The sequence below is a fragment of the Microbacterium sp. CnD16-F genome (genome assembly GCF_024124465.1).
Taxonomy (GTDB): domain Bacteria; phylum Actinomycetota; class Actinomycetes; order Actinomycetales; family Microbacteriaceae; genus Microbacterium; species Microbacterium gawkjiense.
This window is the reverse complement of sequence record NZ_JAMXSA010000010.1, coordinates 28,632-48,038: the sequence shown is the minus strand read 5'-3', so window position 1 is coordinate 48,038 and position 19,407 is coordinate 28,632. Positions and strand designations below refer to the sequence as shown.

Annotated in this window: 21 protein-coding genes; 8 read left to right on the top strand and 13 right to left on the bottom strand. The window is 71.3% G+C overall.

Annotation, left to right across the window (positions count from 1 at the left end; genetic code table 11):
• Positions 1–25 precede the first annotated feature (25 nt).
• The gene (locus NH287_RS04755; protein ID WP_064002711.1) at positions 26–379 is read right to left on the bottom strand and encodes a hypothetical protein; all 354 of its coding nucleotides are present in this window, start codon (positions 377–379) and stop codon (positions 26–28) included.
• Complete coding sequence (locus NH287_RS04750) at positions 376–1,017, bottom strand: acyl-CoA synthetase (RefSeq protein ID WP_253034681.1); 642 nt, start codon at positions 1,015–1,017, stop codon at positions 376–378. The genes NH287_RS04755 and NH287_RS04750 overlap by 4 nt, the downstream gene beginning before the upstream one ends.
• A 95-nt stretch (positions 1,018–1,112) precedes the next feature.
• Here NH287_RS04750 and NH287_RS04745 point away from each other — a divergent pair, with 95 nt between their 5' ends.
• Positions 1,113–2,237, top strand: a complete 1,125-nt coding sequence (locus NH287_RS04745) for a sorbosone dehydrogenase family protein (RefSeq protein WP_253034680.1) — start codon at positions 1,113–1,115, stop codon at positions 2,235–2,237.
• Here the strand turns inward: NH287_RS04745 and NH287_RS04740 are convergent.
• From NH287_RS04740 to NH287_RS04720, 5 genes are all read right to left on the bottom strand, one after another.
• Positions 2,212–2,664: an iron chaperone gene (locus NH287_RS04740; protein ID WP_253034679.1), complete on the bottom strand. Its 453-nt coding sequence runs from the start codon at positions 2,662–2,664 to the stop codon at positions 2,212–2,214. The genes NH287_RS04745 and NH287_RS04740 overlap by 26 nt on opposite strands.
• A gap of 127 nt (positions 2,665–2,791) precedes the next feature.
• On the bottom strand, positions 2,792–3,487 hold the full coding sequence (locus NH287_RS04735) for a DUF2332 family protein (RefSeq protein WP_253034678.1): 696 nt from the start codon (positions 3,485–3,487) through the stop codon (positions 2,792–2,794).
• Between the two features lie 96 nt (positions 3,488–3,583).
• Complete coding sequence (locus NH287_RS04730) at positions 3,584–4,381, bottom strand: alpha/beta hydrolase (RefSeq protein WP_253034677.1); 798 nt, start codon at positions 4,379–4,381, stop codon at positions 3,584–3,586.
• A 120-nt stretch (positions 4,382–4,501) separates the two neighbouring features.
• The gene (locus tag NH287_RS04725) at positions 4,502–6,013 is read right to left on the bottom strand and encodes an MATE family efflux transporter (protein WP_217528736.1); all 1,512 of its coding nucleotides are present in this window, start codon (positions 6,011–6,013) and stop codon (positions 4,502–4,504) included.
• A gap of 127 nt (positions 6,014–6,140) precedes the next feature.
• Positions 6,141–6,971 carry an aldo/keto reductase gene (locus NH287_RS04720; RefSeq protein ID WP_253034676.1) on the bottom strand — a complete coding sequence of 277 codons (831 nt, stop codon included), beginning with the start codon at positions 6,969–6,971 and terminating at the stop codon, positions 6,141–6,143.
• Between the two features lie 196 nt (positions 6,972–7,167).
• Here NH287_RS04720 and NH287_RS04715 point away from each other — a divergent pair, with 196 nt between their 5' ends.
• Positions 7,168–7,689, top strand: coding sequence for a sigma factor-like helix-turn-helix DNA-binding protein (locus NH287_RS04715; protein WP_253034675.1), 522 nt, complete (start codon positions 7,168–7,170; stop codon positions 7,687–7,689).
• Positions 7,690–7,721: 32 nt separating this feature from the next.
• On the opposite strand, the gene NH287_RS04710 is transcribed toward NH287_RS04715, so the two are convergent.
• The 4 genes from NH287_RS04710 to NH287_RS04695 all read right to left on the bottom strand — a co-directional run bounded on the left by NH287_RS04710 (position 7,722) and on the right by NH287_RS04695 (position 10,845).
• Positions 7,722–7,976 (bottom strand): hypothetical protein, encoded by a 255-nt coding sequence (locus tag NH287_RS04710; protein ID WP_253034674.1) that lies wholly within the window; start codon positions 7,974–7,976, stop codon positions 7,722–7,724.
• Positions 7,977–8,128: 152 nt separating this feature from the next.
• Entirely contained in the window at positions 8,129–8,989 is an 861-nt protein-coding gene (locus NH287_RS04705; protein ID WP_253034673.1) for an SDR family oxidoreductase, read from the bottom strand.
• Positions 8,986–9,780, bottom strand: a complete 795-nt coding sequence (locus tag NH287_RS04700; RefSeq protein ID WP_253034672.1) for a thioesterase family protein — start codon at positions 9,778–9,780, stop codon at positions 8,986–8,988. Before NH287_RS04700 ends, NH287_RS04705 begins: the two co-directional genes overlap by 4 nt.
• A 57-nt stretch (positions 9,781–9,837) precedes the next feature.
• Entirely contained in the window at positions 9,838–10,845 is a 1,008-nt protein-coding gene (locus tag NH287_RS04695) for an SDR family oxidoreductase (protein ID WP_253034671.1), read from the bottom strand.
• 199 nt (positions 10,846–11,044) lie between these two features.
• Between NH287_RS04695 and NH287_RS04690 the strand changes: the two genes are divergently transcribed.
• Complete coding sequence (locus NH287_RS04690) at positions 11,045–11,290, top strand: hypothetical protein (protein WP_253034670.1); 246 nt, start codon at positions 11,045–11,047, stop codon at positions 11,288–11,290.
• Positions 11,291–11,697: 407 nt separating this feature from the next.
• Positions 11,698–13,104, top strand: coding sequence for an HNH endonuclease signature motif containing protein (locus tag NH287_RS04685; RefSeq protein ID WP_253034669.1), 1,407 nt, complete (start codon positions 11,698–11,700; stop codon positions 13,102–13,104).
• Between the two features lie 379 nt (positions 13,105–13,483).
• Here NH287_RS04685 and NH287_RS04680 read toward each other — a convergent pair whose 3' ends face one another.
• Together NH287_RS04680 and NH287_RS04675 are read right to left on the bottom strand one after the other, a co-directional pair.
• A complete protein-coding gene (locus tag NH287_RS04680; protein WP_253034668.1) occupies positions 13,484–14,734 on the bottom strand; it encodes an FAD-binding protein in 1,251 nt (416 codons plus the stop codon).
• 58 nt (positions 14,735–14,792) lie between these two features.
• Entirely contained in the window at positions 14,793–16,172 is a 1,380-nt protein-coding gene (locus tag NH287_RS04675; RefSeq protein ID WP_253034667.1) for an APC family permease, read from the bottom strand.
• 220 nt (positions 16,173–16,392) lie between these two features.
• Between NH287_RS04675 and NH287_RS04670 the strand changes: the two genes are divergently transcribed.
• From NH287_RS04670 to NH287_RS04655, 4 genes are all read left to right on the top strand, one after another.
• Positions 16,393–17,178, top strand: a complete 786-nt coding sequence (locus NH287_RS04670; RefSeq protein ID WP_253034666.1) for an EI24 domain-containing protein — start codon at positions 16,393–16,395, stop codon at positions 17,176–17,178.
• Between the two features lie 128 nt (positions 17,179–17,306).
• Positions 17,307–17,822, top strand: coding sequence for a small multidrug efflux protein (locus tag NH287_RS04665; RefSeq protein ID WP_253034665.1), 516 nt, complete (start codon positions 17,307–17,309; stop codon positions 17,820–17,822).
• Between the two features lie 45 nt (positions 17,823–17,867).
• Positions 17,868–18,638 carry a MerR family transcriptional regulator gene (locus tag NH287_RS04660; protein WP_253034664.1) on the top strand — a complete coding sequence of 257 codons (771 nt, stop codon included), beginning with the start codon at positions 17,868–17,870 and terminating at the stop codon, positions 18,636–18,638.
• Positions 18,639–18,671: 33 nt separating this feature from the next.
• Positions 18,672–19,370, top strand: coding sequence for a GPP34 family phosphoprotein (locus NH287_RS04655; RefSeq protein ID WP_253034663.1), 699 nt, complete (start codon positions 18,672–18,674; stop codon positions 19,368–19,370).
• Positions 19,371–19,407 lie beyond the last annotated feature (37 nt).

The window sequence follows — 19,407 nt, the reverse complement described above, 5'->3', positions numbered from 1 at the left end:
CGCGGGTCAGTGCGCGGCGCGCGGGTCAGTGCGGGGAGCGCGGGCCGCGGCCGGCGTCGCCGGGGGCGTCCGGAGCGGCGTCGTCCTCCGGGTCGAGGAGCAGGCCGCGGTCGACCTGCTTGCCGACCTGCGCGGGGTCGACGACCAGCAGCGACAGCGCCATGATCACGAGCGTCGCGATGAAGGTGACCCCGGCGACGATCGCGGCGACGCCCCAGGCACGCAGGTGCTGGTCGACGTCGCTGGTCGGACGCTGATCCTGCAGCACCCCCATCGAGACGAGGGTCACGATCCCGGCGAACAGGGCCGCGAGCAGCGCGAAGCCGAGCAGCTGGACCGGGCGCATCAGGTCGCGGCGGGTCGGGTTCTTGTCGGTCATGAGCGGCCTCCAGCGGCATCCGTGTTGGCCGTCTCCACCGCGGGGACCGCAGCGGGACGAGGTGAGAATGCGGCGATCCCCAGATACACCGCGACGATCGCCGCGTAGCCGCCGAACACACCGACGCCGATCGTGATGCCGGTGAGGGTGAAGGAGCGACGCGCCTCGTCGATGTAGTACTCGAGCATGTACTCGCGCGGGATGAACACCAGCGCGACACCCAGCACGATCGTGAGGGCGCCGACGAAGACGGACTCGCGCGCGGCAGGTGCGCCCCGGCGGCGGCCGACGATGCCGATCACGAGCTCCGCGACGCCAGCCGCGAGCGCCCAGACGAGGACGACCGTGAAGTATCCGTCGACGGTGCGCGCGACGGGCAGGGTCGCGATCATGCCCGCGACGAGGGTCAGGATGCCGAGGAGCACCGCCTGCCAGCGCTCACCCGCGCGGAACACGAGCCACGCCGACAGGATCAGGATGAGTGCGGTGGCCACGGCGAACCCGCTGAAGACGGCTCCGCCGACCTGCGCGGAGTGATCGACCGAGAACGTGATCATGACCGCCGCGATCGCCGCGAAGAGGGCGCGCCCCATCTGCAGGTGGCGCACCTCGAAGGTACGGGGGGCGGCGTCAGGCACAGGCTGTCTCTCGGGGACGGGGACGGGATGCCCCCAGTTTAGGTCGTCCGCCCGGTTCCGGCCTCCGGCGCGACAGGATGCGGTTGACTGAGCGCATGTCCCCGCGCCGCCGCTCCGCCGCCTCGTCCGCCGGGCTCGGCCTCGCCGCGGCCCTCGCTCTCGCGGGGTGCGCGGCGCCCGGGCAGCCGACCGTCGAGCAGCCGACTGCCGCGTCGCCGACGCCGACCGTCACCCCCACGGCCACGCCCACCCCGACGCCCACCCCGGTGACGCCGCGCACCGTCGCGACGGGGCTCGAGGCTCCGTGGTCGATGGCCGTGCACGGGGACACCGTGTTCGTGAGCGAACGCGACAGCGCCCGCATCCTCGAGGTCGCGGCGGACGGTGCGACGCGTGTCGTCGCGACGGTCGAGGGTGTGGTGCACAGCGACGAGGGCGGTCTGCTGGGTCTCGCGATCGACGGCGACGACCTGTTCGTCTACTCGACCGCCCGCGACGGCAACCGGGTGCAGCGCTACCCGATCACGGGCTCTGCGGGTTCTTTCGGGCTCGGCGAACCGGAGTCGGTCATCGACGGGATGCCGGCGGGCACCCACCACAACGGTGGGCGCATCGCGTTCGGTCCCGACGGGATGCTCTACATCGCGAACGGCGACACGAGCGACGAACCCGCCTCGCAGGACCCCGGTTCGCTCGCGGGCAAGATCCTGCGGATGGCGCCCGACGGCAGCGTCCCGCCGGACAATCCCGACCCCGACTCCCCCGTCTACAGCCTCGGTCACCGCAACGTGCAGGGCTTCGCGTGGGCCGAGGACGGCACGATGTTCGCGAGCGAGTTCGGCCGCAACTACCGCGACGAGCTCAACATCATCGAGCCGGGCGGCAACTACGGCTGGCCGTTCGTCGAGGGGACCGGCGGCGAGGCGGACGGGTTCATCGACCCGGTGCAGACGTGGCCGACGGATGCCGCCAGCCCCAGCGGCATCGCCGTCGTGAACGACACGATCGTCATCGCGAACCTGCGCGGCCGCGTGCTCCGCGCCGTTCCCGTCGCGGATCCGTCGACGTCGACCGACCTCACCACCGAGTACGGCCGGCTCCGCGACGTGATCATCGGCCCCGACGGCACGCTGTTCGTGCTCACCAACAACACCGACGGGCGGGGGTCGCCCCGCGAGGGCGACGACCGGATCGTCAGTCTCGCGGTGCCGCAGCCCTGACGAGTTCGCGGATGCGCTGCTCCACGGCATCCGTCATCTCGATCACCGCGAACGAGACCGGCCACATCGGACCGTCGTCGAGCTGCGCGGGCTCGTCGAAGCTGACCGTGCCGTAACGGGTGTTGAACTTGGATGCCGGCTGCCAGAAGACGACGACCTTGCCGTCCTTCGCATAGGCCGGGAAGCCGTAGAACGTCTTCGGGTTGAGGTGGGGCGCCTCTTCGAGGACGATGACGTGCACCCGCTCGGCGATGATGCGATCGGTGCCCTCGAGCGCCTCGATCGCGTCGAGGCAGGCCTGGTTCTCCTTCTCGATCTTGGCGAGGCCCTGCAGGCCCTTCGTCGCCTTGAGCTCATCGGCCCGCTGCTTCATCGCGGCCTTCTCGGCGTCGCTGAAGCCGGCTCCCCCGCTGGTCTTGCCTGCCATGGTGGTTCCCTCCTGCTGTGGAGTCGATGTTGCCACTCGCGCGCTCGTGGGACGAGGGGGCGGTTCCGGGGACGCGTTTCGTCGGGTGTGATGCTGCGCGGCGGCAGATCGCGTCCCCGGAGCGGGGTCAGAGCGCGCGGTAGCTGCGGCCGTGCGGATGCGTGAGTGCGACGGGCTCGCCGTCGACCGCCAGCACGAACCGGTGCCGCTCCCCGGGCGGCACCACCCGCTCGAACTCGGGGAACACGCCGAGCCCCTCGTTCGAGAGCCACACGGCATCCGTGTCGGCCATCGTCCGCCGGAACCGCTCGCGGTCCTCGGGGGTCAGGTACGCGAGCACCGCGGTGTGGAAGACGACGAGGGTCGCATCGCGAGGGGCGGATGCCGCGGCATCCGCGATCAGGTCGTTCAGGTCGCCGGCGCGGATCGGCGCGGGATCGGATGCCGCGATGCGCGCCGCGGCGGCGAGGCGGGCGCGGCGGTCGTCGTGCTCGGGCCACACGAGCGCGTCGAGCCAGGCGAGGGTGTCGGGGTCGGCCGGGTCGAGTGGGTTCAGGTCGATGCCACCGCGCCACACCACCTCGGGCAGGCGGGTCGGGGGCGTGGCGTTCTCGATGCGGCAGTCGACGACGACGAGGTTCGCCTGCCGCTTGGCGCGGGGGAGCTCGTCGATCAGCGCGAGCATGTCGCCGTCGTCCGCGATCCCGAGCGCCCAGTCCTCGTACGTCGCCGATGATCCGGCCGCTTCGCGCGCGCCGAAGGTGCGGTAGTGCTCGGCCGTCGGCGAATCCGCTGCGACGCCCCACGAGGGAAGGTCGGTCATGGCGCGAGCGTAGCGCGGGGCGAGGTCCCGATCGGGCCGGGTATCTCGCGACCTTTCCCAGCCGGAATGGGACGTCGACGGATGCCGCGGCGCGGCCTACTCGGCGAGGAAGGCCAGCGCCGCCTCTCGGAAGACGCGGGAACCCGGTGCGTTGAAGTGGTGACGGTCCGGGATCTCGACGAACCGGCCCTGCGGAGTCGCGGCGGCGAGCGACTTCGAGCCCTCGATGATGCCGTCCTTCGTGCCCGTGGCGAAGAGCACCGGCTGGCCGGGCGCCTTTCCGGGGTCGGGGTCGACCGTGCCCGTCGCGCGCATGCCGCGGGCGATCGCGAGCAGCGCCCGCAGGTCGTTGCCGGGCACCCGCTCGGTGAGGGTGATGTAGTCGTGGGTCACGGCATCCGTCACCGGCTCGCCCTCGTCGACGTACGCCTGCACCTGGTCGAGATCGAGACGACCGAGCGGCACCCCGTCGGGGACGCCGCCGAGGACGACGCGCGGGATGCGGGGCTCCAGGTCGCGGGCGACCTCCCATCCGACGCGGGCGCCGAGCGAGTACCCGACGTACAGCGCCTCGTCGACGAGGTAGGTGTCGAGCACGGCCTCGAGGTCGGTCACCATCGTCCGCAGCGCGTAGGCACGCGACTCATGCGGCTTGTCGCTCGCGCCGTGTCCGCGCTGGTCGACGGCGAGCACGCGGTACCCCGCGCGTAGCAGGTCGCGCACCCAGCCCGTGTTCACCCAGTTGTCGCGGGCGCTCGAGGCGAAACCGTGCACGAGGATGACCGTCGGGGCATCCGCCGGTCCCCACTCGTACGTCGCGATGCGGTAGCCGTCCCCCACCATCACGAACTGCGGGTCGGGGGTCTCGGTCAGCGCGGGGAACACGGTGGTCACCCCACGATCATGCACCCCACAGGTTTCGCTCAGGTATCGATTGCGTCGAAGCGTTCGCCCGAGACGAGCTCCTCCGCGACACGGCGCGGTGCGATACCCGGTCGGATCGGGACCTCGGCGTCAGCGTTTGCGGGCGAGGCGGCGCGACGTGCCGGCGCGGCGACGCAGGGCGCGGCGCATCCGCGAGGTGGGCTTCGGCAGCGGGACCGGCTGCGTCACGACCGTCTCGACCGTCATCGAGCCGTCGACCGGTCCGATGACGGCGATCGGCGTGGTCGGGGTGATGGTCATCGGCGCCATCGGCATCGTCGCGAGCATCCGGTGCGCGCGGATGTACGCCGGGATCAGGATGATCGCCGCCGAGATCCACGCCAGCGGGTTCGACCACGCCACGCCGATGAACCCGAACAGGGCTCCCAGCAGGATCGCCGCCGCCGCCCGCGCGACGAGCTCGACGACACCCGTCACCGTCGGAATGACGGCGTTGCCGAGCCCCTGCAGCGCACCGCGCGTGACGAACAGGATGCCGAGGGCGGTGTAGCTGAAACCGTTGATGACGAGCATCGAGACCGCGAGGTGCACGACGTCGTCCGCGCCGTCTCCGACGAAGATGCGGACGATCGGGCCGCCGAGGGAGATGAGCAGGATGCCGAGGGCCACCGCCGCTCCGACGGCGATCCACGTCGCCTGCACGACGCCGCGTCGGATGCGGTCGGGACGGCCGGCGCCGTAGTTCTGGGCGACGTACATCGAGACCGCGAGCGACATCGACTGCAGCAGGGCGACGGCGAGGCCGTCGACACGGGATGCCGCGGTGTAGGCCGCGATCGCCTCGCCGCCGAGCGTGTTGAGCGCGACCTGCACGGTCAGCGCACCGATCGCGATGATCGACGCCTGGAAGCCCATCGGCAGACCGAGACGCAGGTGCGCGACGATGTCGGCGCGGGTGATGCGCCAGTCCTCGCGCTTCAGGTGCAGTTCGGGGATGCGGCGGCGCACGAACTCGAGGCACAGGAGTACCGAGACACCCTGGGCGACGACGGTCGCGAGAGCCGCGCCGGCGACACCGAGGCCGAGCCACGCGATCGCGGCGATCACGAGCACGACGTTCAGGGCGCACGCGACGATGAGGAAGACGAGCGGGGTCCGGGAGTCGCCGATCGCACGGATGACGGCGGACAGGAAGTTGAAGAACATGAGCGCCCCGGCGCCGAGGAAGCTCACCTGGGCGAAGACGGTCGCGTCCGCGAGCAGCTCGGGCGGCGTCTGCAGCGCCACGAGTGCGGGCTCGGCGAGCAGCGGCGCGCCGACGGTCAGGATGACCGTCGTGATGCCGCTGAGGACGGCGCCGGTGGCGACGGAGCGGCGGACACCGGCGGCATCCATCGCTCCGTAGGCCTGCGCGGTCGGGATCGCGAACCCGGACGTGAGACCCCACGCGAAACCGAGCAGCAGGAAGAGCAGGCTGCCGGTCGCTCCCACGGCGGCGAGCGCGTCGACGCCGAGCAGCCGACCCACGACGATCGTGTCGGCGAAGTGGTACAGCTGCTGCACCACGTTGCCGATCATGAGCGGCAGGGTGAACAGCAGGATGACGCGCCAAGGGCGGCCCGTCGTGAGGGAGGTGGCCATGGGGGCTTTCAGGGGGTTCGAATCGATTCGAGGTCGATCGATTGTATCGAGCCCTCCCTGGGAGACGTAAGGGGGGTCCACGAAAAAAGGGGCGCCGATTCCTCGGCGCCCCTCCTCGGTGAACGGGTCAGAACGTGGCGGTGTCCGGGTCGGCGCCGACGCGCTGGCCGCGGTCGAGCGCGTTGATGGCCTCGACCTGCTCCGACGTCAGCTCGAAGCCGAACACGTCGAAGTTCGTGCGGATGCGCTCGGGCGTCGACGACTTCGGGAAGACGATGAGGCCCTCCTGCAGGTGCCAGCGGATGACGACCTGCGCCGGGCTCACACCGTGGGCCTCGGCGGCATCCGCCACCGCCTTCTCGCCGAACAGGTCGTACTTGCCCTGGCCCAGCGGGCCCCACGACTCGGTGTGGATGCCCTTCGGTTCCTGGAACGCGCGGAGCTCGCGCTGCGCGAACGCCGGGTGGAGCTCGATCTGGTTGACCGCCGGCACGGTGTCGGTCTCGTCGAAAAGGCGCTGCAGGTGCGGCTGGTGGAAGTTCGAGACGCCGATGGAGCGGGTCAGGCCGTCGGCCTGGAAGGTCTCGAACTGCTGCCACGTCTCGACGTAGCGGTCCTTGTCGGGGCGCGGCCAGTGGATCAGGTACAGGTCGACGTAGTCGAGCCCGAGCTTCTGGAGGCTCGCCTCGATCGCGGGACGCGCGGTGTCGCGGCCCTGCTCGGAGTTCCACAGCTTCGTGGTGATGAACAGCTCGTCGCGGGGGATGCCGGAGGCCGCGATCGCGCGACCGACACCCTCTTCGTTGCCGTACACCGCCGCCGTGTCGATGTGGCGGTAGCCGGCTTCGAGGGCGACGCTGACGATGCGTTCGGCCTCGGCGGGATCGACCTGGAAGACGCCGAAGCCCAGCTGGGGGATGGTGTGTCCGTCGTTGAGTGTGAGAGTGGGAACGGTCATGGGCTCAACTTTTCCACCGCCGGGTACGTCATCGGCACCGGTTGACGAAACGTTGCGGATGCGGCATCCGCTCCGTGCGTTCGCGGGTCGCGCACGCGGGCGATTCGTCCATTCAGATGACTGGATCTCGGCTAGCACCGACTCCCGACGGGGGCAATGGCTCGAATGAACGGCTCGGGAGGCGCACGATGAGGCCATGTCGCACCCCCTTCCGCTGACGGACACCGAGCTGTCGGATCTGCTGGCCCGCACGGCCACCGGTGACGCGGACGCCTTCGCGCGGCTCTACGACGCGACCTGCGCGAGCGCCTACACGCTCGCGACCCACATCCTGCGGAACGAGCAGCCGGCGCAGCGCGTGCTGCGGGAGGTCTACGTGCACGTGTGGGAACACGCGGCGGAGGCCGAGGCGCGGCATCCGCGGGCCTGGGTCCTGCTGCTCACCCACCATCACGCGATCGCGCACCGGCGCACCCTCGATGCGCAGGCGGAGGCCGTGTCGCGGGAGCGACTGGGCGACATGAGCCTCGAGCAGCAGCGGGTCATCGCGCTCGCCTACTTCGGCGGCTACAGCCAGACCGAGATCGCCGCGCTCACGGGAGAGACCCTCAGCGCCGTGCGCTCCCTCACCCGTGGCGCCCTCGACCAGCTGCAGGCCGCGGCGCGCGTCGTGGCCTCGCCCATCACGCTGCCGCGCGTCTCCGGCGCCGTCGCGTAGCGGCGCCAGGGCCCCGACCCAGCGCTTGCCTGTCACGAACTGCGGCGGTGTCGGCGCACCGCGACGACCACGGTCACGACCACGATGACCGCGGAGACCACGGCCCACGGCCAGATGTCCACGCGCAGACCGGCGTACGACGCGGTGTACGACTCGCAGAAGGACTTCTCCGGATCGGGCGAGTCGAGGCAGCGTCCGAAACCGAAGATCGGGGCGAGGAAGATCGTCGCGAGGAGCAGCGCGGCGGCGCCCCACAGCACCGCCCGCATCGGAGATCCCGCACCCATGGGGTGATCCGACCACATCGGAGGGTGTTCGCGCCAGGGTTCGCGCGCGGATGCACGACCGGCGGTGCCGGCGCTCAGTGCGCGTCGCGGCGAAGCGACGCCTGCCCCACCGATCGTGCATCCGTCACCGCTGGAGGCTGTAACCGCCGTGGTTACAGGCTGAATCCGCCGTCGCTCGTGAGCACCTGCCCGACGATCCAGGCGCCCTCGGCGGTCGACAGCCAGCCGATGAGGGCCGCGGGGTCGCTGGGCACGCCGACGCGGCCGAACGCGGTCGTGCGCAGCCATTCGTCGAGGCCCGAAGTGTCGCGGTCGGCGCTGTCGGGGTCCATGTACCCGGTGTTCACGGGTCCCGGGTTGATCGTGTTGAGGACGATGCCGAGATCGAGGAGGTCCGCCGCGACGGTGCGGGTGACCCCCGCGAGCGCCGCCTTGCTCGTCGCGTAGGCGACCTCGCCGCGCATCGCGCCGTGACCCTGCCCGGACGTCATCCAGAAGACGCGCCCGGTCGGCTCGGCGTAGGGCTTCGAACCCTCGACCGCGTCGCCCGGCCGGCGCTGACCGGACTGCGGCGGCGCGAGGCGACGGGCGAACGCCGCGGTCAGCAGCAGTGTCGACCGGGTGTTGGTGTCCCAGAACGCGTCGAGCCGGTCGGCGGTCATGTCGAGGATGCTTCCGTCGTCGCCGCTCTTCGCGTGGTTGCAGACGAGGATGTCGAGCCGGCCGGTGAGAGCAGCGGCGTCGGCGATGAGACCCGGGATCGCCGCGGCATCCGTCAGATCCGCCTCGGCGTCGCCCACGCGCGCGTCATCGACGAGGGCCGAGCGGATGCCGGTGCGCACCGCGTCGAGATCGTCGCCACCCCACGGCCGGTCGAGGTCGTGGGGGCGCCAGTGCTGGATGAACACGCTCGCGCCGAGCTGCGCGAGCCGCGTCGCCACGGCGTACCCGATCCCGCGCCGGCGCGAGACGCCGGTGACGAGGGCGGTCTTCCCGGCGAGGGGCGCGGTCATCGGTGCGGCCTCACGGTGAGGGACTGCACGACCGAGCCGACGACGCCGCGCTCGTCGTGCAGGACGGTGTGCGTCATCCCGAGCCCCGTCGCGCCGAACGTGACGGTCGTGTCGAAGCCGATCCAGCCGTCCTCGGGGGCCCGGACGAGGTGGAGGGTCAGGTCGAGGTTCGGGAACGCGACCTCGCGCGGATCGACGCGCGGGGTCACGCCGTTCGCGATGTCGATGAGCGACACGAGGCGCGCCGTCGTCGAGACCGGCTCGCCCTCGAGCAGCGGCACGGCGGGCAGGATCCAGGTCCAGGCGCGACCCGGCGCCTCCTGCCGGCGGCGCACCTCGCCGACCGTCGCGATGAACTCGCCGGGCCACGCCGACGACGGGTCGACGCGCTCGATCGCGTTGCGGGGCGGCATCGCCGGGTGCGCGGAGCCGGCGAGCGCCTCGGTGTCGCGCGTGTGCAGGAGCCACGCCCGTGCCGAGAGCGCGGGACGACCGCCCTGCGCGAGCGTCGCCTCGACGAGCTCGATGCTGCGACCCGGCCGCAGCACGCGACACGTCACCTCGACCTCGTCGATGGGGATGACCCCGAGGATGTCGACCGATAGGCGCGAGAGCTGCATGGGCTGCGGGCTGCGCGCCGCATGGTCGACCTCGATGGCATGCGCGAGCAGGCCGATCGGCGGGGCGACGTGCTGCTCGGTGACGTTCCACGCGCCGCCGGTGAAGGCGGTGGGCTGGAACCGGGTCTCGTTCACATCTTCGGAAGCGAGGCGTTCGAAGTAGGCGGGCACGAGATGGGATGCTACCCGCGGCCGGCCCCCGGGGTCAGGGGGTCCGGGGGGCGGGGTTCAGCGTCGCAGGAGCTTCACCGCGCCCGCGACCGCGGCGGCCCCGACGACGGATGCCGCGGTGTACAGCCCGCGCCGGTGGCGCAGCGCTCGCGTCTGCAGGCTCTCGCCGCGCGCGCGGTCGTCGAACGCGCCGTGCGCGCCGTGGTCGCCGGCGACCGGCTCGTACAGGTTCGGCGGGGTGGTCGACGAGCCCTTGTCGTCGGCGAACTGACCCTCCCACGCGTTCTTGGCGAGGTACCAGTCCATGAACCGGCCCGCCACCCGCGTGCCGAGGACGAGGCCGACGGTCGACTCCCCCACCCAGGTGCGGCGACGCGGCTTGTCGGCGACGTCGGCGACCGCACGGGCGCCCACCTCGGGCTGGAAGATCGGCGGCACCGGCTGCGGGTGCTTCGAGAACGGCGACTTCACCCAACCGAACTGCGTCGTGTTGAGGGCCGGCATGTCGACGATCGAGACCGCGACGGCACTCCCCTCGTGCGTGAGCTCGGACACGACCGAGTCGGTGAAGCCGTGGATCGCGTGCTTCGACCCGCAGTACGCCGCCTGCAGCGGGATGCCGCGGTGGGCGAGGGCCGAGCCGATCTGGATGATGTGGCCGCGGTCGCGCCCCCGCATCCGTCGCAGCGCGGAGCGCGTGCCGTTGACGGTACCGAGGTAGGTGACCTGCGTCGCACGCTCGTAGTCCTCCGGGGTCGTGTCGAGGAAGGGCGCGATCGAGCCGGACATGACGTTGTTCACCCACAGGTCGATCTCGCCGAGCTCGGCCTCGACCTCGGCCGCCGCGAGCTCGAGGGCAGCGTGGTCGGCGACGTCGACGGTGATGCCGTGCGCACGGCGGCCCTTGGCGCGCACCTCGGTGGCCGCGGCATCCACTCCCTCGAATCCTCGGGCGAGGACGGCGACGTCCCAGCCGCGGGCGGCGAGTTCGCGCACGATCGCGCGGCCGAGTCCGGCGCTGCCGCCGGTGACGACGGCGACGCCCCGGGATGTGGTGCTGCTCACGACCGGCTCCTCCGCGGGGGCCCGACCGGGCGGGGGACCCGTGTGAGGCGGGCCTCTGCCGCTGCCTCCATCCTTCGGTCTGCCGTGGAGGGTCGGGATGCCGTTGCCAGGGTCGCGGCGATGAGGTAGAGGGCAAGCGCATCGAGGTCGAGAAAGCAAGCCGGGATGCGGCATCCGCCCGTCGGGCTAGCGTCGCGGCATGAAAAGCTCAGAGATCCGTTGGAACGACGAAGCACGCGGCAAGATCCTCGACGACGCCGACCGGGTGCTGCGGGAGGCCGTGGTCGACCTCGCCCGCTCCGGTGACGGGATGTCCTCGGACGAGGCGTACGCCGCGCTCACCGGCAGGCTGAAGGACGAGTTCATCGACTGGGAGCCGGGTCCCGACATCCGCACCTACGCCGACGCGATCGCGAACGGCGAGATCGAGGCCGACGAGGGGTGACTCAGCACGGCGCGAGCGGTGGGGGCGCGCGGCGTCGTTCGCGTCGACCATCTCCCAGACTCCCATCAGCTCGTCGAGGATGAACCGACCGGCCTGACGCCACATCTCGACGACCTCCTCGTCGGGGATGCGGTCGACCTCGGACCGCGATTCACTCGGGCCTGAGGTTGCCGCACCCCGCACCTGCGACGGCTGGTAGTGCGAGTTCTCGGGTATCGCGGCGACCCGTCGCGCCCTATGTGGCCGCGGTCGTCTCGATCTCGCGTGTGGGTGTCCGCGGTGTTGAGACGGCCGCTCGCGGCCGTCTGACGAAGATGAGAGGACTCTCATCTTCGGGGTGTGCACAAAGTGTGTTCTGGGCCCGTTCTTCCGGGCTGAATGTCGGAGGTTGGTGACAGAGTGCAGGTATGACGGACGCGACGGAAACCCCCGGTGGCGAGGACTATCTCGCTGCGCTGGCGGGGATTGTCGGTAGCGTCGATTCCGCGGCCCGACGGATCGCCGCGGCGCAGATCGAGGAACTGCGCGCGCTCGCCGCAGCAGGGCGGTTGGCGGACGCGCAGACCGCGCAACGGAACGCCCGCGTGCAGGTCCACGACATGGCGCTGCGGTCGATCGCCGCGGAGGTCGGCGGCGTGATGCGCGTGACCGATCGGACCGTGCAACGCCGGATCGGTGAGGCTCGGACGTTGGTCGAAGGGTTCCCCGGGACGGTTGAAGCGTGGGAGCAAGGGCGGATCGTGCGCGGTCACGCGATCGCGATCCTCGAGACCGGGACGAGTCTGCCGGCGGAGATGTGGGCGGAGTTCGAGCAGGTCGCGATCACCCGGTGTGAACGGGACACCCCGAACCGGGTGCGAGGTGAGCTCGAGATCCTCGCGCACCGAATGCACCCTCGCTCGTTCGCGGAGCGGCATGAGGAAGCCGCCGCTGGCAGGTGCGTGCGGATCATCCCGGGGCGGGACGGGATGAGCGACGTGGTCGCAACCGTCCCGACGGTGATCGCCGAGGGCATCCACGACCGGCTCACGCAGCAAGCGCGGGCGATCATCGACACCCGCGACGAACGCGCCGCTGCGCACGGCGGGGCGGGTGTCGCGTTCGGGCGCGAAGCCGCGCAGAGCGACGACGGCACGGGCGACGGCGACGGCGATTCGGCCACGGTCATCGACACCGATCAGCGTTCCACGGATCAGGTCCGGGCGGACGTGTTCGCCGACCTGCTCCTCGCCGGGACACCGGCGCTGGATGACACCCGCGACACCACCGCCGGGCCGCTCGGCGCGATCCGGGCACGCGTGCAGGTCCTCGTGCCCGCCGCGACCCTCACCGGCGAGGACGATGGGCCGTGCCACCTCGCCGGCCGGTCCGCCATCGATCCCGCGACCGCCCGCAGCCTCGCCGGCGGTGCGCAGATCTGGGAACGCCTGTTCCACGACCCCACCACTGGTGTCACGGTGTCGACAGATTCGTACCGGGTTCCGTCGGGGATGCGCCGGTTTCTGCAAGCCCGCGATCAGCACTGCCGGTTCCCCGGGTGCCGGGTCGCTGCCATCCGCTGCGAAGTGGACCACACGCACGATCACGCCCTCGGCGGACGAACAGAACTGTCGAACCTCGCTCATCTGTGCCAACGGCACCACTCCATGAAGCAGTTCACCGCGTGGAGGGTGCGACAACTGAAGGGTGGCGTCCTCGAATGGATTTCACCCCTCGGCAGGATCTACAGAGAAGACGCACCGACACCGGCCGTCGCCTTCACCCCTGCCGCACCACCACCACCGACCGCACCAGCGGAACCCGCACCCTTCTGAAGTCGACGACGGTTCGACGACCGAACTGCCGCCGACTACCACCCACGCGGTCTCGCTGACCGCTGAGCCAGCGCGGGCTCTCGTCGGGCCGGCCCGCAACCCTCGGGACCCACCCGCGCAATCATCGAGCCGGACCCGGCACCGCGCGACCATCGAGCGACCCCACGGAAACATCGAACCCGAGCGATCCCGCGCAACCATCGAGCCCGACTCGACCCCACACAACCATCAGGCCCGACGCGGCACCGCGCAACCGGCGACCCGACTCTGCACCGCTGCCCGACCCGGCCCCGCATGACCATCGAGCCCGACTCGACCCCACGCAACCATCGAGCCGACTCCACACCGCCAACCCGCGCAACCGTGCAGCCCGCGCGGACTACACCCCGAACGCGCGCAGGTAGTCGTTCACGAACGCGCCGCGCGGGTCGAGCTCGCGCTGCAGAGCGACGAAGTCCGCCCAGCGCGGGTAGAGCTCAGCGGGGTCGCGCGGGGTGAAGACCTTGCCCCAGTGCGGCCGCGCGTCGAACGGCGCGAGCGCCGCTTCGAGCTCGGGCAGCACCTCGGCGACGCCCGCCTCGTCGGCGGTCCACGTGAAGTGGAACGCGACCGAGTCCCGGCCCGAGCTCGGCGACAGCCACAACTCGTCGTCGGCGATCGTGCGCACCTCGCACACCTGCAGCACAGGCTTCAGCCGGCCGGCGAGCTCGCGCACCGCGTCGAAGGCGGCCACGGCATCGGCCAGCGGCAACAGGAACTCGGACTGCAGCTCCTCACCGTTCGACGGGGTGAACTCGAGGCGGAAGTGCGGCAGCCGGTCGAGCCAGCGTCCCGCCTTGCCGCCCTGCACCGTGCACGACGCGGCGGACACCCCGGGCAGCGGATGCCGCGCCCCGCCCGCCTCGCGATCGCGCAGCGCCGCGGGGATCGGTGTCGCCGCGGCATCCGTGCGCTCCTTGCGCCACACCTGGTCGACGTAGGCGTCCTCGCGGAACGTCGTGAAGAGCGAGACGCTGTACGCCGACCCGGCGATGACGTCGAACGCCGTCCGCACAGCCTCGACGGGCACGTTCTCGTAGACCGTCTGGGCGACCTCGAAGGTCGGCTCGATCGCGAGTTCCACCGTCGTGACGATGCCGAGCGCGCCGAGCCCCACGACGGCGCCGTAGAACGTCTCGTCGGTCTCGCTGAGCCGCACGAGGTCGCCGGTCGAGGTGACGAGCTCGAGCCCCGTGACCGCCGCGGCCAACGATCGGTTCGCGACACCGGACCCGTGCGTTCCCGTGCTCACCGCGCCGGCGACAGAGATGTGCGGCAGCGACGCGAGGTTCGCGAGCGCCCAGCCCTGCCGGTCGAGCTCCTGCGCGAGTTCGCCGTAGCGGAGGCCGCCGCCGACGCGCACCCGGCGCTGCGCGGCATCCACCTGGATCGGCAGGTCGAGCTCGGCGGTCGACACGAGCGTGCCGGTCGTGTCGGCGATGCGGGTGAACGAGTGCCGCGAACCCAGGGCCTTCACGGACGCGGATGCCGCGACCACCTCGCGCAGCTCGTCGACCGTCGTCGGGGCGACGATGCGCTCTGCCGAGTAGCGGATGTTGCGGGACCAGTTGAGGCCGGCGTCGTCGCTCATGCGTGCCAGCCTAGGCGCGCCCGCACGGGGTCAGCCCTGCATCCGCAGATCCATGCAGTCAGTCGCGGAACCCCTTCACGGTCGGGATCGCGCCGGTGCGCGCGGCAATCTTGCGGTCGCCGCGGCGACGGCTGAACCGCGCGACGAAGAACAGGATCGCTCCAACGACGACGTACCCCGCGGTGGCGAGCCAGACCAGGCCGGTCTGCTGGGTGAGCAGCACGATGCTGGCGATGATGGCGAGGATCGGGACGATGCGCGGCACCGAGAAGTGCTCGTGCTCGACCTTGTCCTTCTTCAGCACGAGCACGCTCACGTTCGCGGCGAGGAAGACGAGGAGCAGCAGGAGCACGGTCGTCTCGGCGAGCGTCGAGATGTCGCCGACCACCGTGAGGAGCATCGTCACCCCGGCGACGACGACGATCGAGACCCACGGCGTCCGTCGCTTCGGCAGCACCTTGCCGAAGGCGTGCGGCATGAGGCCGGACTCCGCCAGCCCGTAGGCGACGCGGCTCGCCATCACCATGAACAGCAGCGCGCCGTTGGCAATCGCGACGAGCGCGATGAGGCTGAACAGCCATCCCGGCACCGCGAGGCCGCTCGCGGTCACGACCTCGAGCAGCGGACCGGAGGAGGTCGCGAGCGTCGACGGTTCGACGACGATGACCGCGCCGATCGCGATCAGCAGGTACACGACGGCGGCCGTGAGGATCGCGCCGAACAGTGCTCGCGGGTACGACCGCGACGGGTTCTTGACTTCCTCGGCCATGTTCGCCGCCGCCTCGAAACCGAGGAAGGAGAAGAACGCGATGATGGATGCCGCGAACGCGCCCTGCAGGGGTGCGACGTCGGGCGCGAACTCGAAGATGCGCGACGGCTCGCCGCCGCCGCTGCCGAAGACGACGGCCGCGATGACGATCACGAGGATGAGTCCCGAGACCTCGATCATCGACGCGACCATGTTCGTCGCGAGCGACTCCTTCACGCCGCGCAGGTTGATGAGGGTCAGCACGAGGATGAAGCCGATCGCCACCGGGATCGGCGGGATGTCGAACAACGCACTGAAGTAGTCGCCCGCGAACGCGTTGGCGAGGGCCGCTGCCGTCGTGATGCCCGAGGCCATCATCAGGAAGCCGACGAGGAACGACAGGAACGGGATGCCGAACGCCTTGTCGACGTAGCGTGCTGCGCCGCCGGCGTGGGGGTACTTGGTGATCAGCTCGGCGTAGGTGCCGGCCGTGAGCAGCGCGACGACGAGCGCGATGAGCAGCGGCAGCCAGATGACACCGCCCACGTCGGTCGCCATCGTGCCGACGAGCGTGTAAATGCCCGCGCCGAGGGTGTCACCGACGATGAACGCGAAGAGCAGCCAGGTGCCGACGGCGCGCTTCAGACCGGGCGTCTCCTGGGCGAGGGGAGCCGACGTGTCGTTTGTCATCGCACCACTTCAACCGAAACCGCGCGTGGGATGCAACCCCTATCGCGGCGGGTTCTCCTGTGCGTGCGTGACCCCGACGACCTGATCCTGCAGCAGAACCGCCTGTCTGAGCACCTCGCGCAGCGCCCCTCGCCGCCGAGCCGACGCCAACGGCGGTCATCCGGCGGTGGAAGCGACGGTTCGCGTCGGTCCGAGAACGGCGACCGGGCAGGATGGGGGCATGACGACTCCCCCGCCCGCACCGCGCCCGGTCGCCTCGTTCTTCCGCGGGGTCGGCGACCTCGGTCGCGGCTTCGCGTTCTGGGGGCGCTTGCCGGGCCGGATGGCGCTCGGCCTCATCCCGGCGGCGATCGTCGGCATCCTGCTGCTCGCGGGGATCATCACCCTCGTCGTCTTCCTGCGCGACATCGTCGACGCGCTCACCCCGTTCGCCGAAGACTGGGCCGAGGTCGCGGCATCCCTCGTCCGGCTCGGCATCGGCGCGGCGATCCTCGGCGGCGCCGTCGTCCTCGCAGTCGTCTCGTTCACCGCGCTCACGCTGCTCGTCGGCGACCCGTTCTACGAGCGCATCTGGCGCTCGGTCGAGCAGCACCTCGGCGACGCGCCGCCCGAGTCGGACTACGGGTTCTGGCGGTCGATCCGTGACAGCATCGGGCTCATCCTCCGCGGGCTCCTCGCCGCGATCGTCGCCGGCCTGGTCGGACTGATCCCCGCCGTCGGCAGCGTCCTGGGTGCCGTGACGGCCGCGTTCCTCACGGGCTGGCTGCTCGCCGACGAACTCACCTCGCGCGCGCTGTCAGCGCGAGGGCTGGATGCCGCGGCCCGCCGCCGCGTGCGACGCGGACACCGCGCGCGGGTGCTGGGGTTCGGCGTGGCCACGCAGCTCTGCTTCCTCATCCCGCTCGGCGCCGTCGTCGCGATGCCGGCAGCCGTCGCGGGCTCGACGCTGCTCGCCCGGAGGATGCTCGACACGACCGCCGCCGACACGGCTGACACGACCGCTTGACCCTGTGGTGAGAACACGGTCTGTGATGGGTGCTCACCCATCGAAACGGAGCGTGAGCACCCCATGTCCAGCCCCTACGAGGCCTCCAGGATGTCGTCGCCGGCCTTCCCGAACTCGTCCAGCCCCTGATGGTGGCCCTCGCCGGCGCCATCCCCTACGTCGAGGGCGAGGGCTCCGCGACCCTCGGCATCATCGTGGGCATCAACCCCATCGTCGCCGCGATCGCCGGCGCGACGGGCAACATCCTCTCGGTCCTGCTCGTCGTGCTGCTCGGCTCGCGCGTCCGCGAATCCGTCGTCGCGCGCCGCGCCGCAGCGACGCAGACCGCCGCGCCCGCCCGCGCCGGCGCCTCGACCGGGGCGCTGACGGTCGCGACCGTCGACGAGCAGGCCACCACGGACGACAAGCCCACCCGCCGCACGAAGGGGCAGACGAAGCTCCGCCGCTGGCTCGTGCGTTTCGGCGTCCCCGGAGCGAGCCTGCTCGCCCCGCTCGCCCTGCCGACCCAGCTGACCGCCGCGTTCTTCGTCGCCTCGGGCGTGCGCAAGGGCTGGGTCATGCTCTGGCAGATCATCGCCATCGTGCTGTGGACCGGTGCCGTCGCCGCGGCCGCCACAGGGCTCGTCACCGTCCTCGGATGGTGACATCGCGGCATCCCCTGGATACAGTGACGCGGCGAGGAGGAGCGCATGGCGTGGAGCACGCGGGAACTGGCTGAGCTCGCCGGTACGACGGTCAACACGGTCCGCCACTACCACCGGCTCGGCCTCATGGCCGAGCCGGACCGGCGATACAACGGCTACAAGCAGTACACGGCGGCCGACCTCGTGCGCCTGCTGCGGATCCGGCGTCTGGTCGACCTGGGCGTCCCGCTCTCGCGGGTCCCCGACCTCATTGACGGTGGCACCGCAGGTGAGCGCGAGCTCGACGATCTCGATGCCGAGCTGCAGGCCGGCATCGAGCGACTGCAGCGCGCCCGCGCCGACCTCGCCGCCATCCGTAGCGGCCAGGCGCCCGCGTCGGGCCCGTCGGGCTTCGAGCCGTACGCCGACACGCTCTCGGATGCGGACAGCTCACTGATCCACGTCTTCGGCCGCCTGTACGACGACGAGGCGATGGCCGACGTCCGGAAGATGGTCGGCGAGGACACGACCCCGCCCGAGGTCCGCGCCGAGATCGACGCCCTCGCGGCGGACGCCGGCGACGAGACCGTGCTCCGCCTCGCACGCGCGCTGGCTCCCTCGATCGAGCAGAGCCTGCGCGACTACCCGTGGCTGAGCGATCCGGGCGACCATCTCCCCCGAGGCGAGCGGGTGAGCCAGGAGACCTTCGTCGAGGCGCTGCAGGAGCTGTACAACCCCGCACAGATCCGCGTGCTCGAACTGGCGAGCCACCTCGCGACCGAGCAGATCGCCGCCGCGCAGGCGTCCACCCCAGACGAGACCGCCTCCGGCGCTTGACCCTGTTCCGGGAACAGGGTGTCGACTGAGCACATGATGACGACGAACACCGATCCCGGCGCACCCACGCTCGCCGAGGACCTGCTCCTCCTCCTCTTCCAGCCGCGCCACGGCACGATCGCCGGCGAAGGCACCCTCTTCTACGTCCTCGCCGGCGCCGTCCTCGCCGAGCTCGGCCTCGACGGCAACGTCGAGACCGACACCGCCGGCGCCACCGGCGCACTCCGCATCCGCGCCGTCGCCGACCACCCGCCCGGCGACCCGCTCCTCCGCCCAGCCTGGGACTACGTCACCGACAAGCCGCGCGGCGTCCAGACCGTGCTCGCCGCCGTCGGGCCCGCACTCCGCTCGCCCGTCCTCGAGCGCCTCGAAGACCGCGGCGACATCGCCCGCACCTCACGGAAGCTCCTCGGCCTGATCGACACCACCTCGCTCGCACCCGGCCCGAGCGGCCGGCGCGACGAGCTGATGGCCGGCGTCCGCGCGGTGCTCGTCGACGGCGCGCAGCCCGACGTCCGCACCGCCGCGCTGGCCGCACTGCTGTCCGGCAGCGGGACGCTCCCGCAGTTCGACCGCGAGATCGGCTGGAACAGCGCCGTCATCACTCGCGCGAAGGAGCTCGAGCAGGGCAACTGGGGAGCGGATGCCGCGGCGCAGGCCGTCGCACGCACGGTCGCCGCCACGATCGTGAACAACGTCGTGGTGGCCGCTGCGGTGGCCGGTCGCGCGTAGCCAGCCCGTTGACAGACCCGCATCGGGTTCGGTCATG